The organism is Leifsonia poae, assembly GCF_020009625.1.
Classification (GTDB): Bacteria; Actinomycetota; Actinomycetes; order Actinomycetales; family Microbacteriaceae; genus Leifsonia; species Leifsonia poae_A.
In genome coordinates this window covers 3,899,688-3,912,709 of the sequence record NZ_JAIHLP010000002.1, presented here as the reverse complement: position 1 = coordinate 3,912,709, position 13,022 = coordinate 3,899,688, and the positions used below count along the sequence as shown (strand labels likewise).

The 13,022-nt window shown below is 69.1% G+C and carries 12 protein-coding genes; 6 read left to right on the top strand and 6 right to left on the bottom strand.

Features of this window, described 5'->3' with window-relative positions:
- Positions 1-110: 110 nt before the first annotated feature.
- Positions 111-2,687 (bottom strand): DEAD/DEAH box helicase, encoded by a 2,577-nt coding sequence (locus tag K5L49_RS19265; protein ID WP_223695148.1) that lies wholly within the window; start codon positions 2,685-2,687, stop codon positions 111-113.
- 187 nt (positions 2,688-2,874) lie between these two features.
- Here K5L49_RS19265 and K5L49_RS19260 point away from each other — a divergent pair, with 187 nt between their 5' ends.
- Genes K5L49_RS19260 through K5L49_RS19245 form a run of 4 tightly spaced genes read left to right on the top strand, consistent with a single transcriptional unit; the run spans position 2,875 to position 7,596 of the window.
- The gene (locus tag K5L49_RS19260) at positions 2,875-3,420 is read left to right on the top strand and encodes an RNA polymerase sigma factor (RefSeq protein WP_223695147.1); all 546 of its coding nucleotides are present in this window, start codon (positions 2,875-2,877) and stop codon (positions 3,418-3,420) included.
- Positions 3,417-4,046 carry a methylated-DNA--[protein]-cysteine S-methyltransferase gene (locus K5L49_RS19255; RefSeq protein ID WP_223695146.1) on the top strand — a complete coding sequence of 210 codons (630 nt, stop codon included), beginning with the start codon at positions 3,417-3,419 and terminating at the stop codon, positions 4,044-4,046. Before K5L49_RS19260 ends, K5L49_RS19255 begins: the two co-directional genes overlap by 4 nt.
- Positions 4,047-4,055: 9 nt before the next feature.
- Positions 4,056-5,552 (top strand): SDR family oxidoreductase, encoded by a 1,497-nt coding sequence (locus tag K5L49_RS19250; RefSeq protein WP_223695145.1) that lies wholly within the window; start codon positions 4,056-4,058, stop codon positions 5,550-5,552.
- Between the two features lie 46 nt (positions 5,553-5,598).
- Entirely contained in the window at positions 5,599-7,596 is a 1,998-nt protein-coding gene (locus K5L49_RS19245) for an amino acid transporter (RefSeq protein WP_223695144.1), read from the top strand.
- Here the strand turns inward: K5L49_RS19245 and K5L49_RS19240 are convergent.
- A complete protein-coding gene (locus K5L49_RS19240; RefSeq protein WP_223695143.1) occupies positions 7,565-8,260 on the bottom strand; it encodes a LysR family transcriptional regulator substrate-binding protein in 696 nt (231 codons plus the stop codon). The genes K5L49_RS19245 and K5L49_RS19240 overlap by 32 nt on opposite strands.
- Positions 8,261-8,301: 41 nt before the next feature.
- On the opposite strand from K5L49_RS19240, the gene K5L49_RS19235 reads away from it, so the two are divergent.
- A complete protein-coding gene (locus K5L49_RS19235; RefSeq protein WP_223695142.1) occupies positions 8,302-8,688 on the top strand; it encodes a DUF5997 family protein in 387 nt (128 codons plus the stop codon).
- A gap of 6 nt (positions 8,689-8,694) precedes the next feature.
- On the opposite strand, the gene K5L49_RS19230 is transcribed toward K5L49_RS19235, so the two are convergent.
- Positions 8,695-9,084 carry a DUF1622 domain-containing protein gene (locus tag K5L49_RS19230; RefSeq protein WP_223695141.1) on the bottom strand — a complete coding sequence of 130 codons (390 nt, stop codon included), beginning with the start codon at positions 9,082-9,084 and terminating at the stop codon, positions 8,695-8,697.
- A 40-nt stretch (positions 9,085-9,124) separates the two neighbouring features.
- Here K5L49_RS19230 and K5L49_RS19225 point away from each other — a divergent pair, with 40 nt between their 5' ends.
- The gene (locus K5L49_RS19225) at positions 9,125-10,414 is read left to right on the top strand and encodes an alpha-hydroxy-acid oxidizing protein (RefSeq protein WP_223695140.1); all 1,290 of its coding nucleotides are present in this window, start codon (positions 9,125-9,127) and stop codon (positions 10,412-10,414) included.
- A gap of 27 nt (positions 10,415-10,441) precedes the next feature.
- On the opposite strand, the gene K5L49_RS19220 is transcribed toward K5L49_RS19225, so the two are convergent.
- Genes K5L49_RS19220 through K5L49_RS19210 form a run of 3 tightly spaced genes read right to left on the bottom strand, consistent with a single transcriptional unit; the run spans position 10,442 to position 12,894 of the window.
- Complete coding sequence (locus K5L49_RS19220; RefSeq protein WP_223695139.1) at positions 10,442-10,849, bottom strand: hypothetical protein; 408 nt, start codon at positions 10,847-10,849, stop codon at positions 10,442-10,444.
- A 46-nt stretch (positions 10,850-10,895) separates the two neighbouring features.
- The gene (locus tag K5L49_RS19215) at positions 10,896-11,822 is read right to left on the bottom strand and encodes an NADP-dependent oxidoreductase (RefSeq protein ID WP_223695138.1); all 927 of its coding nucleotides are present in this window, start codon (positions 11,820-11,822) and stop codon (positions 10,896-10,898) included.
- Positions 11,823-11,865: 43 nt separating this feature from the next.
- Positions 11,866-12,894, bottom strand: a complete 1,029-nt coding sequence (locus K5L49_RS19210; RefSeq protein WP_223695137.1) for a 6-phosphofructokinase — start codon at positions 12,892-12,894, stop codon at positions 11,866-11,868.
- Positions 12,895-13,022: the final 128 nt, after the last annotated feature.

The following is a 13,022-nucleotide window of genomic DNA, read 5'->3' as shown; positions in this document are numbered from 1 at the left end:
AAGAATTCATCGGGATTTCATGCAGGTGACCTGGCGCGGTTACGCAACCACGACGATACTCACACGGCAGCGGGTGCAGGTCAACTTGAGCCTGCACCGCAGGCGGCGTCTCAGAGCCGGTTGACACCGGTGACGCGCAGAACGGCGACCCCGGCTTCATCCGACGGCCCGAGTAGCACCTCGGCGTCGATGCCCCAATCGTGGTCCCCGGCCGGGTCGGCGATGGTCTGCCGCACCCGCCAGATCCCGCCGGTGGCCGGCGTCTCGTCGACCGTGATCATGGCCGCCGACCGGGCCGCCGCATCCGTGCCGATCGTGTCGTGTTCGGAGTAGTACGCCTCGAGGGCTTCGTCCCAATCGAGCTCGGTGAACGCCGGCGTCGTCTCCCCCGCGAGCGCCGCCGCCTCTGTCTCGAGCACACCGAGCGGCTGCACTTTGTCGAGGGCGGCGAGCTGCACCCGTCGGAACAGCTCATTGCGCACGAGCACGAAGAACGCCCGCCGGTTCATCGTGACGGTGCGCGGGGCCGGCGGCGCGATCTCGGCGCTGTCGGCCTCGTGGCGGGCGAGGTCCGGGTGGATGAGCTCCTCCCACTCGTCGAGCAGGCTCGAGTCGACCTGCCGCACCAGCTCGCCGAGCCATTCGACGATGTCGCGCAGCTCGTCGGTTCGCAGTTCCACCGGCACGGTCTGACCGAGGGCGCGGTAGGCATCCGAGAGGTACCGCAGCACGACCCCCTCGGAACGGGCCAGCTTGTAGAACGCGATGAACTCGCCGAAGGTCATCGCGCGCTCGTACAGGTCGCGCACGACGGATTTCGGGCGCAGCTCGAAGTCGGTCACCCAGGGCTGGCTCCCCGCATACGTGACGAACGCCTCCTGCAGCAGCTCTTCGTGGGGCTTCGGATGCGTGACCGCCTCGAGCGCCTCCATGCGCTCGTCGTACTCCACACCGTCGGCTTTCATGGCCGCCACCGCCTCGCCGCGCGCCTGGAATTGCTGCGCCGAGAGCACAGGCCGCGGGTCGTCGAGGGTCGCCTCGACGACCGAGACGATGTCCAGGGCGTATTCGGGCGACTCACGGTCGAACAGCTCGAAGACGGCGAGAGCGAACGGTGACAACGGCTGGTTCAGGGCGAAGTTGGGCTGCAGGTCGACGGTGAGCCGGATGCGCACCTCACCGTCGGGCGTGCGCACCGCCTCGACGACCCCGGCTGTCACCAGGGTGCGGTACAGCCCGAGCGCCCGTCGCGCCAGGGCGAGCTGCCGCTTCCACGGCTCGTGGTTGTCGAACACGAGGGATCGCACATGCTCGAACACATCGCCGCCGCGCGCGACGACATTGATGAGCATGGCGCTGGTGATCTGCATCGAGGAGGTGAGTGTCTCCGGCTCGGCCTCGATCAGCTTGCGGAACGAGGGCTCCCCCCAGGAGACGAAACCCTCCGGCGCCTTCTTACGCACGATCTTGCGGCGCTTCTTGGGGTCGTCACCGGCCTTCTCGATCGCTTTGATGTTCTCCGTCTCGTGGTCGGGCGCCTGCGCGACCACCGTGCCGGCAGTGTCGTAACCGGCCCGGCCGGCCCGCCCGGAGATCTGGTGGAACTCGCGGGCGTTGAGCTGGCGCATCCGGGTGCCGTCGAACTTGGTCAGCGCGGTGAGCAAAACAGTGCGGATGGGCACGTTGATGCCGACGCCGAGCGTGTCCGTTCCGCAGATGACCCGCAGTACACCGCGCTGGGCGAGCTGCTCGACGAGACGGCGGTATTTGGGCAGCATCCCCGCGTGGTGCACCCCGATCCCCTGGCGCAGCAGCCGCGACAGCGTCTTGCCGAACGAGGTCGTGAACCGGAACCCGCCGATCAGCTCCGCGATGGCGTCTCGCTGCTCGCGGCTGGCGATGCGCGCACTCGAGAGCGCCTGCGCCCGTTCGAGGGCGGCCAGCTGCGAGAAGTGCACGACGTAGATCGGCGCCTGCCCAGTGGCGAGCAGATCTTCGACGGTCTCGTGCACCGGGGTCACCTCGTAGAAGAAGTGCAGCGGAACGGGACGCTCGACGCCGGTCACGGTCGCCGTCTCGCGACCCGTGCGCCGGCTCAGATCGTCCGCGATCGCCGACACATCGCCGAGTGTCGCCGACATCAGGATGAACTGGGCCCGGTCGAGGGTGAGCAAGGGCACCTGCCAGGCCCAGCCCCGATCCGGATCGGCGTAGAAGTGGAACTCGTCCATCACGACCTGGCCGGCTGGCGTGTCCGCCCCGTGGCGCAGCGCCAGGTTCGCGAGGATCTCCGCCGTGCAGCAGATGATCGGCGCATCCGCGTTGACCGCCGAGTCGCCGGTCATCATGCCGACGTTCTCGGCGCCGAAGATCTCCACCAGGGAGAAGAACTTCTCCGAGACGAGCGCCTTGATCGGCGCCGTGTAGAAGCTGCGTTCGCCTCGGGCCAGGGCTGCGAAATGCGCGCCGACCGCCACAAGCGACTTCCCCGTTCCGGTGGGAGTGCTCAGGATGAGGTTGGCACCGGAGACGATCTCGATCACCGACTCGTCCTGCGCCGGGTACAGCGTGATGCCCCCGGCCTCGACCCAGGAGACGAAGGTCTCGTACAGCGCATCGTCATCGACCGAGTCCGGGCCGGTGTATCCGGGAATGTCGCTCACACTGAGCTGGCGCTGTCGGGGCATGGTGAGTCCACCTTTCCACGTCTGCGGGCCCGGCATGCCCACACACGCCTTGGTCACAGCTTTCGCGAGGCCCGGCGGCGGATTATGCTGCGCTCGGGATCGGATGCGTCGACCGGCGTCTCACGTTCCGCCGCCCCCGCGCGTCTGCACAGTGACCGTCGAGAAGATCACGAAATGAGGCCGGCCCATGGACACACGACACACCGTCGTCGACCACCCGGGCCAGGAGGCCGGGCTGAGCCGGGCGAAACGGCCGTTCGAGGTCGTGGTGGCGGAGCACGCGCAGACCGTTCTGCGTGTGTGCCGAGTCGTCGTCGGTCTCCACGACGCCGACGACGCCTGGTCGGAAACCTTTCTCGCCGCGCTGCGGGCCTATCCCGAGCTGCCGGCCGACGCCAATGTCGAGGCGTGGCTCGTCACCATCGCGCACCGCAAGGCCGTCGATATCGTGCGCGCCCGGCAACGGCACGCGATCCCCGTGGCGGAGGTTCCCGATCGTCCCAGCGCGCTCGGCGTCCCCGGGGCGGACGATCGCGACCTCTGGGAAGCGGTGGGCGCGCTCCCGCCGCGGCAACGCCAGGCGGTGGCCTACCACTACGTCGTCGGGCTCCCCTACGCCGAGGTGGCCGCCCTCCTCGGCGGAACCGTCGACGCCGCCCGCCGGGCCGCCGCCGATGGCATCAAAACCCTGCGCCGGACGCTGCCCGACGCCTCGAACGGAGAAGAACCATGACCGACACGCTTGTTTCCACGCTCACTGCGCTCGCCTCGGCCACGCCGGAGACGCTCGACCGTCTGCACGATGATCTGGAGTCCGCCGCGGCGCGCGACGGTCTGCTCGATGTCGCATACACGGTCGTCGACAGCCCGCTCGGCCCGCTGCTGCTCGCCGCTACCGAGCGCGGCCTGGTACGTGTGGCGTATGCGGTCGAGGACCACGACGCCGTGCTCGACGCCCTGGCAGGCCGTCTGAGCCCACGCATCCTGCGCTCACCGAATCGGCTCGATGCGGCCGCGCGCGAGATCGACGAGTACTTCGACGGCGCCCGGCAGAGCTTCGATCTGCCACTCGACCTCGCGCTGTCGCGCGGATTCCGTCAGCTGGTGCAACGACACCTGCCGCAGATCACCTACGGACGCACCGAGACCTACAAGGTGGTCGCTCAGCTGGTCGGCAACCCCAAGGCCGTGCGTGCGGTCGGCTCGGCCTGCGCCACGAATCCACTGCCGATCGTCGTGCCCTGCCACCGCGTGCTGCGCACGGACGGCACGCTCGGGGGCTACATCGGCGGCCTCCCCGCCAAGACCGCGCTTCTCGATCTCGAGGCGCGGTCGGGAGCACCCATCGGCAGCGCCTAGAATTCTCCGGTGCTTCCCGATTCGCCCTCCCTCGACCCCGACGACCTCGCGGCCACCCTCCGTGTGCTGGCGGCCCTGCACGAACTCGATGAGGATCACCCGGACTTCGTGACCGTGCGGCACGCGACCGCGCACATGTTCAAGTCGGTCAAACAGACCCGGCGCCGAGCCATCCGCGCGGCCGTGGCCGAGGCCGACCGAGCCGTGGTGGCGGCGACCGCCACGGGAGCGCCAGACCGCATCGACGACGAGACCCGCGGGCTCGACCTCAGCACCAACACGACCGGCGCGACGGCCGGCACGCTCCTCAAGGCGCGCGCCTGCTACATCTGCAAACAGCAGTACACCGTCGTCGACGCCTTCTACCACCAGCTCTGCCCCGATTGCGCCGCCACCAGCCACGCCAAACGGAACGCCAGAACCGACCTCACCGGCAAACGCGCCCTGCTCACCGGCGGCCGGGCCAAGATCGGCATGCACATCGCCCTCCGGCTGCTGCGCGACGGCGCCCACCTCACGATCACCACGCGGTTCCCGCGGGATGCGGTGCGGCGGTTCTCCTCGCTCCCCGACTCGGGTGAGTGGCTGCACCGCCTGCGGGTGGTCGGCATCGACCTCCGCGACCCCGCTCAGGTGATCGCTCTCGCCGACTCCGTCGCCGCCCAGGGTCCGCTCGACATCCTCGTCAACAACGCAGCCCAGACCGTGCGCCGTTCCCCCGGTTCGTATTCTCTGCTCGCCGAGGCCGAGTCGCAGCCGCTGCCCGACGGCCCGCTGCCCGAGATGGAGACATTCGGTCATACGAACGACCCGCACCCGCAGGCCCTTCAGGCGTCGGTCGCCGCGCATCCGCTGCTCTCGGTGGCGAGCCTGGCCGGAACGGTCGGCGAACTCGCCCGGCCGGCCGCTCTGACCGCCAACGACCTCGCCGCGCTTGCGATGGCCCCCGGCTCGTCGTCGCTGGCGAAGCACGCCGACGGCACGGCCATCGATGCCGGCGGGCTGGTGCCCGATCTGAACCGGGTCAACAGCTGGACGCAGGCCGTGCAGGATGTGGACCCGCTCGAGATGCTGGAGGTGCAGTTGTGCAACACCACGGCGCCGTTCCTGCTGATCAGCCGGCTCCGAGCCTCGATGGCGGCCTCGACCGCCGGGCGCAGCTATATCGTCAACGTCTCGGCGATGGAAGGCGTCTTCGGCCGCCAGTACAAGGGGCCGGGACATCCCCACACCAATATGGCGAAAGCCGCGCTCAACATGCTCACCCGCACCAGCGCACGCGAGATGTTCGAAACCGACGGCATCCTGATGACGAGCGTCGACACGGGCTGGATCACCGATGAACGCCCGCACTACACGAAGGTGCGACTCGCCGAGGAAGGCTTCCACGCACCGCTCGACCTCGTCGACGGAGCCGCGCGAGTATACGACCCGATCGTTCGCGGGGAGGCCGGGGATGACCTCTTCGGAGTCTTTCTCAAGGACTACCGTGTCTCGGCCTGGTGACCGGGTACTGTGAAGCTCAGTAGTAGCCGGTAGACGAAGGATTCCGATGTCCAGCACTCCTGCGGAGCAGGCAGCCGACCGGCCCGTTCCCGGCCAAGCGCACGAAGTGGCGACGAAGCCGAAAGGTGGGGCGTTCCGCCACTGGCTGCTCTCCGGGCTCGTCGACGAACGCGGCGACCACCAGGGCCCGCACGCCCGCGCCCCTGAACGCCCGCACTCCTGGTGGCAGGTCATGTGCCTCACCGGTGTCGACTACTTCTCCACGCTCGGCTACCAGCCGGCCATCGCCGCCCTCGCCGCCGGGATCGTCTCGCCGTTCGCCACCCTGGTCCTGGTCGCCCTGACATTGTTCGGTGCGCTCCCGGTGTACCGTCGCGTCGCGCGGGAGAGCTTCAAGGGGTCCGGCTCGATCGCCATGCTGGAGCGGCTGCTGCCCTGGTGGGCGGGCAAGCTCTTCGTGCTGGTCCTGCTCGGCTTCGCTGCCACCGACTTCATGATCACGATCACCCTGTCGGCGGCCGACGCCTCCGCGCACGCCATCGAGAACCCATACACGCCCAGCTGGTTCCACGGCAACCAGGTCGCAATCACCCTGGTGCTGCTGGCGCTGCTGGCCGCCGTGTTCCTCAAAGGGTTCCGCGAGGCCATCGGCATCGCCGTCGTGCTCGTGGCGGTCTACCTGGCGCTGAACGTCGTGGTGATCGCGACCTCGATCGTCGAGGTGTTCCAGCATCCGACGGCCATCGACGATTGGTGGACGGCGCTCAACACCCAGCACGGCGACCCGCTCATGGTCGTCGGAATCGCCCTGCTCGTCTTCCCCAAGCTCGCACTCGGTCTCTCCGGGTTCGAAACGGGCGTCGCGGTCATGCCGCAGATCAAGGGCAAGAAAGACGACGATCCGGCCCGGCCGGCCGGGCGCATCCGCGGGGCTCACCGGCTGCTCACCACCGCCGCCCTGATCATGAGCGTCTTCCTCATCACTTCGAGCTTCACGACCACGCTGCTGATCCCGCAGAAGGAGTTCCAGCCGGGCGGGGCGGCGAACGGTCGAGCGCTGGCGTTCCTGGCGCATGAGTACCTGGGCAATGTCTTCGGCACCGTCTACGACGTGAGCACCATCCTCATCCTGTGGTTCGCGGGCGCCTCCGCCATGGCGGGCCTCCTCAACCTCGTTCCCCGCTACCTCCCGCGCTACGGCATGGCGCCGCAGTGGGCCCGCGCGGTGCGGCCGCTCGTGCTGGTCTTCGCCACCATCGCGTTCATCATCACGCTCGTCTTCGATGCGAACGTGGATGCGCAGGGCGGTGCGTACGCGACCGGCGTTCTCGTGCTCATCACCTCGGCCTCCCTCGCCGTGAGCCTGTCCGCGTGGCGCAAGCACCAGCCGAGACGCACCGTGATCTTCAGCATCATCACGGCGATCTTCGTCTACACGACCGTGGTGAACGTCATCGAGCGTCCCGACGGATTGCGGATCGCCAGCCTGTTCATCATCGGCATCCTCGTCATCTCGATCGTCTCCCGCATCGGCCGGTCCTTCCAACTGCGGGCCACCTCGGTCACGCTCGACGTCACGGCCATCGACTTCGTGCTCGAAGACGCCGACGAGGGTGAAATCCGCATCATCTCGCACGAGCCCGATGTCGACACCGACAAGGAGTACGAGCAGAAGAACAAAGACGAGCGCAAGTTCAGCCATATCCCCCAGCGCTCGCGCACCATCTTCCTCGAGGTCTTCCCCTCCGACTCCTCCGACTTCGAAGAAGACCTCGTGGTCGAGGGCGTGGTCAAGCACGGCTACCGGGTTCTGCGGGTGAAGAGCGGCAACGTTCCCAACACCATCGCCGCCGTGCTGCTCGAGATCCGGGATGTGACCGGCGTCGTTCCGACGATCTACTTCGAGTGGACGGAGGGCAATCCGATCTCCAATATGTTCCGGTTCCTCATCACCGGCGTCGGCGAGGTGGCCCCGGTCACCCGGGAGGTGCTGCGCGAAGCAGAACGCGACGTCAAGCGCCGCCCCGCCGTGCACGTTTCCTGATCTGCCCGCCCGCCTTCTTGCGTTTCGCCGCAGCCTCGCGCGCCGAAGCCTGCCGTGCCGCTTTCTGGCGCTCGACCTTGCGGCGCTCCGCCTCCTGGCGCTGAGCCGCCTCCCCGGCCGCCACCTCCGGGTTGCGGGAGCTGTGGGCCGACCGCCCCCGCACGATCCCGATGAACTCGTCGACCATCGGATGCTGGCTGTCGCGCGGCCAGGCCAGCCCCACCCGGCTCGGCGCGGCATCTTCGAGCCTCATCGCCGTCACGTCCTTGCGCTGGAACGCCTTGGCGATCGACTGCGGCAGCACGGCGATCCCGTCCCCCGCCGCCACCCGACGGAACAGCGTCTCCGACCAGTCGCCGGTGAGCTCCTTCTCGTCGGTCAGGTCTGCCCGGTTCAGCTCCTTCTCGAGCGTGAGCAGATGCTCGTGGTTCATGACCACGACCACGTTCTCCTCGTAGAGCGGGATGACGTGCATCCCCTCGGCCTCGAACGGCTCGCGGACAAAGGCCATGTCGGCCTCTCCTGTCGCCAGCGCGGAACGCTGATCCGCCGGTTCGACGCGCACCACCCGCAGCTCCGCATCCGGATGCCGCTGCTCGAAGACTCGCGTCCATTTTCCGACGGTGACGCCGAGGGGGAACGCGATCGTGAAGGGTGACGCCATGCTGGCAAGGCTATCGCGCCACCGGACGATACCCTTGAGACATGAGCCCGGAGAAGAAACCCCAGACGATGAAGGCGGCCACCGCCGCCAAGAAGCTCGGGATCTACCTCCCGGCCGCCCCGGCGGAGTTCCAGAACACGGAGATCAGCCGCACCGAGCTGGCCGAACTGACCGCGCAGCCCCCGGAGTGGCTTGCGACGCTGCGTGCCGACGGCCCCCACCCGCGTGACGTCGTCGCGCAGAAGCTTGGCGTCTCGATCAGCGGCCTCGCCCGCGCCGGCGTCGACGACGCGCTCACCAGCGCCCAGATCAAAGACCTCCTCGCCGAGCCGCCGGCCTGGCTGGTCACCGAGCGCGCCACGCAGGCGGCCGTGCATGCCGAGAACGCGCGCGTGAAGGCCCGCAACGCCGAGCGCGCCCAGCGCTGACGGCCGCTATTCGCCGGAGCGCTTTGCCGCCTGGGCGATCCGTTCCGGGCCGGTGACCAGCGCACGACGCCACGGCGCGACGCCGTCGATCTCGATCTGCAGCGAGAAACTCAGCACCGTGCGGATGAGCACGATCAGGGCGAGCACCAGCACGTCGTTCAGTGACGGCGAGATGAGCGTCTTCACGATGTCGGCCGCCACCAGCACTTCCAGCCCGAGCAGGATGACGCCGCCGAAACTCTCCCGCAGCGTGCGGAACGCGGTCTGTCCGTTCCGGGTGCGCAGCCAGGCGCGAGCCGAGATGAGAAGAGCGACGACGAAGCCGATCACCATCACGGCGACACCGGCGACTTCGAACCCGACAGCGACCGCCTCGAAGAACGTATGACCGATCATGGGCCCATGCTCCCACATGCCCGGGTGCAGAATGGGCTGCATGCCCTCCAGCGCCGGACGTGACGCCCAATCCGCGATCTACCGGGCGGGCGTCGCCGGGCGCCGGCCCCGCATCCCCACCGCGTTCCCTGCCTTGGAACAGGCCGCCGAACGCCGGATGTCCCGCGCGGCGTTCGCGTACATCGCCGGTTCAGCCGGTCTCGAGCGCACAGCCGCGGCCAATGCGGCGGCGTTCGGGCGTCATCGCATCGTGCCACGGGTGCTGCGCGATGTCGCCGAGCGCGACCTGAGCATCGACCTGTTCGGCCGGCGCCGGGCGACCCCGCTGCTGCTCGCGCCGATCGGGGTGCTCGACCTCGCGCACGCCGGGGCGGATGCGGCAGCCGCACGCGCCGCCGCCTCATCCGGTGTGCCCGCCGTCCTCTCCAACCAGGCGTCGACACCGATGGAGGACGTCGCCGCCGCGATGGACGCCGCCTCGCCCGGCGCGAGCCGCTGGTTCCAGCTCTACTGGAGCTCCTCCGACGAACTCGTGGCGAGTCTCGTCTCACGGGCCGAGCGCTCCGGCTGCGAGGCGATCGTGGTCACCCTCGACACGCACGTCCTCGGCTGGCGGCCGCGCGACCTCGACCTCGGCTACCTGCCTTTCAGCCGCGGCCGCGGGATCGCGCAGTACACGAGCGATCCGGTGTTCCGGGAGCTGGTCCGGCGGCGGCTCACGGCCGGCGGCACCCGGGCTCGCAGCCCGATCACCCCCACAGCGATCGCCTCGTTCGCGGGCATCCTGCGCCGGCATCCGGGGACGCTGCGCGAGAACCTGCGCTCCGGTGAACCTCTCGCCGCCATCGAGACCTTTCTCGACGTGTTCGCGAATCCTGCGCTCACCTGGGAGAACCTGGCGTTCCTGCGCGAGCGCACGGCATTGCCCATCGTGCTCAAAGGGATCCTCCACCCCGACGATGCCGAGCGGGCGATCACCGCCGGGGTGGACGCGGTGCAGGTGTCGAACCACGGCGGTCGCCAGGTCGACGGCGCGATCGCCAGTCTGGATGCGCTGCCCGCCGTGGTCGAGCGCATCGCGGGCCGCCTCCCGGTGCTCTTCGACAGTGGCGTGCGCAGCGGAGCCGACGTCGTGATCGCATTGGCCCTCGGGGCGACCGCCGTCGCGATCGGGCGTCCGTACGTCTACGCGCTCACCCTCGGCGGCGAAGGCGGGGTGCGCGATCTCCTTCGCTCGATGATCGCCGAAGTGGACATCACGCTCGGGCTCGCCGGTGTTCGCCGCATCGCCGACCTCGACCCGAAGGCGCTCACCGACGTCACGCCGTGAGCGCCGTGAGCGCGCCGCACCGGTCGGTCAGGAGACCGAGGCCCCGATGAGGGAGAGCAGAGCCCGCCCATACGCTGTCGCCGCATCCTCGGCCTCGAAGAGTCGCTCCTCGCCGCCCAGCCGGATGCTCACCCGGTACCCGTCCGCGGTGCGGGCCAGGTGCAGGAATGACTCCCCGAGTAGCCCGCGCAACTGGTCCTCACGCGGGATCCAGAGCGCGTCCTCCACCGCGAGCGAGTCGAGCGCCCATTCGGTGGTGCCGTTGAAGCCCAGAATCGTACCGGTGTCGAACTCGTGCGGCTCGATCGTCATATCGCTCACCGTGAACCGGTCACCGGTCAGCTCGGCCCGGTCGATCGCGAAGGTGTCGCCCGATTCGGGGCGCCAGCGCAGCCCCGCCTGCCGCAGCTCGCGCGCGAGACCGTCGGCGATCATCCGACGCCTCCCGGGGTCCTCTTTCCGGCCATGTTCCGCCCTCTCCCTACTCGGTGACGATCACGATCTTGCCCCGCAGATGTCCGGCCTCCAGCCGGCCGTAGGCCTCCGCCACGCGCTCGATCGGGAAGATCGAATCGATCGGCAGCACCAATTCGTTCTCGGCCAGCATCTCGGCGATCTCAGACATGGCCTCGGCGGTGGTCTGGGCCCCGCCGACGGTGTTCGCGCCCCGCGCAGACGGCCCGAAGGCGGCGATCGTGTTGATCCGGTCGGCGGCCACCCCGAGCTCCAGCGCGGCGTCGATGGTGTCGGGCCCGTGCTGATCGAGCACTGCGGTGAGACGGTCGCCGTCGTCGAGAGCCTCGCGGATGCGCTGCGTCATCCCGTCCCCGTAGGCGACCGGGATCACGCCCAGCCCTTCGAGGTAGTCGTGGTTCTCCTCACTCGCGGTGCCGACGACTCTCGCCCCGGCGCGGATCGCCAGCTGCGCGGCCAGCACCCCGACACCGCCCGCCGCCGCGCTCACCAACACGGTGTCGTGCTCGGTGAGGCCCAGAGAGCCCACCGCCGCCATCGCCGTGCGGCCGACGACCCCGAGTGACCCGGCGACCTCGAACGGGAGCGGGTCCGGTTTGCGCGCAACCTGCGCGTCCGCCCGCACGATCACGAAATCGGCGATGGATGCGAACGGGGCACTGCCGAAGACGGCCTCACCGACCTCGAACGCGGTGACCCCAGCGCCGAGCTCCTCGACGAAGCCGGCGAAGTCCTGGCCGATGCCGCTCGGCAGCGTGACCCCGAACCGGCCGCCGGCGCTCTCGTCGCGGTAGACCTTCACGTCGATCAGGTTCAGTCCGGCCGCCATGACGCGCACCAGGATCTGACCCGGGCCGGGCCACGGACGTTTCCGCTCCACCACCCGGAGGTACTCACGGGAACCGAACTTGTCGAATTGAACGAACCTGGGCACAGCAGCTCCTTCCGCCTGTGCGGCAGAGCTTAGTCCCGCCGGCTCAACCGAACAGCAGAGCCGCCTCGTCGTACCGGGCTTGAGGCACCGTCTTCAGGCCGCCGGTGGCGTCGGCGATCGAGACGTTGACCACATCCGTGCCGCGCAGCGACACCATCGACCCCCATCGACCCTCGTAGACCGCGTCGATCGCCGCCATGCCGAGACGGGTGGCCAGCACGCGGTCGTATGCGCTCGGCACGCCGCCGCGCTGCATATGACCGAGCACGCTCGCCCGCGACTCGATGCCGGTTCGCTCCTCGATCATCGGGGCGAGCATCTCGCCGATGCCGCCGAGGCGCGGACGGTTGAACGCGTCCAGTCCCTTATGGGAGTGAGCCTCCTCCATCGTGTCGAGATGGAAGCCCTCGGAGACGACGATGACCGGGGCCCGGCCGCGGTCGCGCACCGACTCGACCCACTCCACGATCTGCTCGATGGACTGCGGCTGCTCGGGGATGAGGATGGCGTGAGCGCCGCCTGCCATCCCGGAGTGCAGGGCGATCCAGCCGACGTGGCGGCCCATGACCTCGACGACCATGCAGCGCTGGTGCGACTCGGCCGTGGTGCGCAACCGGTCGATCGCCTCGGTCGCGATCTCAACGGCCGTGTCGAAGCCGAAGGAGTAGTCGGTGGCGGCGAGGTCGTTGTCGATGGTCTTCGGAACGCCGACGATCTTGAGCCCGGCGTCGGTCAGACGGCGGGCCGCGGTCAGCGTGCCCTCCCCGCCGATCGCGATGATCGCGTCGATGCCGTGCTGGTCTATCATGCGCTGGATGTTCTCCGGGCCGCCGTTGTCGCCCTCGAAGGGGTTGGTTCGGCTGGAACCCAGGATCGTTCCACCCTGGCGGGAGAGCCCGCGCACACTGTGCCGGTCGAGCGGCATGATGTCGCCGTCGACGACGCCGCGCCAGCCGTACCGGAAACCGGCGAACTCCGAGTCGAACACGCGATCGCCTTTGAGCACAGCGCCGCGGATGACCGCGTTCAGGCCCGGGCAGTCGCCGCCGCTTGTGAGAATGCCGATCTTCATGGTGCTCCCTGGGGTGTTGTTCCTACGTGTGAATCATGCCCGACGCCCGCCCCGAGCACAAAAACGGGATCGGCCGGGCGCGACCGGCCAGGCGCCGCTGGTCAGGCGCCGCTGGTCCGGCGTGCCGC

Excerpts from the sequence above, each read along its gene's own strand:
- K5L49_RS19265 (WP_223695148.1), bottom strand. The coding sequence starts at position 2,687 with ATGCCCCGACAGCGCCAGCTCAGTGTGAGCGACATTCCCGGATACACC.
- K5L49_RS19260 (WP_223695147.1), top strand. The coding sequence starts at position 2,875 with ATGGACACACGACACACCGTCGTCGACCACCCGGGCCAGGAGGCCGGG.
- K5L49_RS19255 (WP_223695146.1), top strand. The coding sequence starts at position 3,417 with ATGACCGACACGCTTGTTTCCACGCTCACTGCGCTCGCCTCGGCCACG.
- K5L49_RS19245 (WP_223695144.1), top strand. The coding sequence starts at position 5,599 with ATGTCCAGCACTCCTGCGGAGCAGGCAGCCGACCGGCCCGTTCCCGGC.
- K5L49_RS19240 (WP_223695143.1), bottom strand. The coding sequence starts at position 8,260 with ATGGCGTCACCCTTCACGATCGCGTTCCCCCTCGGCGTCACCGTCGGA.
- K5L49_RS19235 (WP_223695142.1), top strand. The coding sequence starts at position 8,302 with ATGAGCCCGGAGAAGAAACCCCAGACGATGAAGGCGGCCACCGCCGCC.
- K5L49_RS19230 (WP_223695141.1), bottom strand. The coding sequence starts at position 9,084 with ATGATCGGTCATACGTTCTTCGAGGCGGTCGCTGTCGGGTTCGAAGTC.
- K5L49_RS19225 (WP_223695140.1), top strand. The coding sequence starts at position 9,125 with ATGCCCTCCAGCGCCGGACGTGACGCCCAATCCGCGATCTACCGGGCG.
- K5L49_RS19220 (WP_223695139.1), bottom strand. The coding sequence starts at position 10,849 with ATGATCGCCGACGGTCTCGCGCGCGAGCTGCGGCAGGCGGGGCTGCGC.
- K5L49_RS19210 (WP_223695137.1), bottom strand. The coding sequence starts at position 12,894 with ATGAAGATCGGCATTCTCACAAGCGGCGGCGACTGCCCGGGCCTGAAC.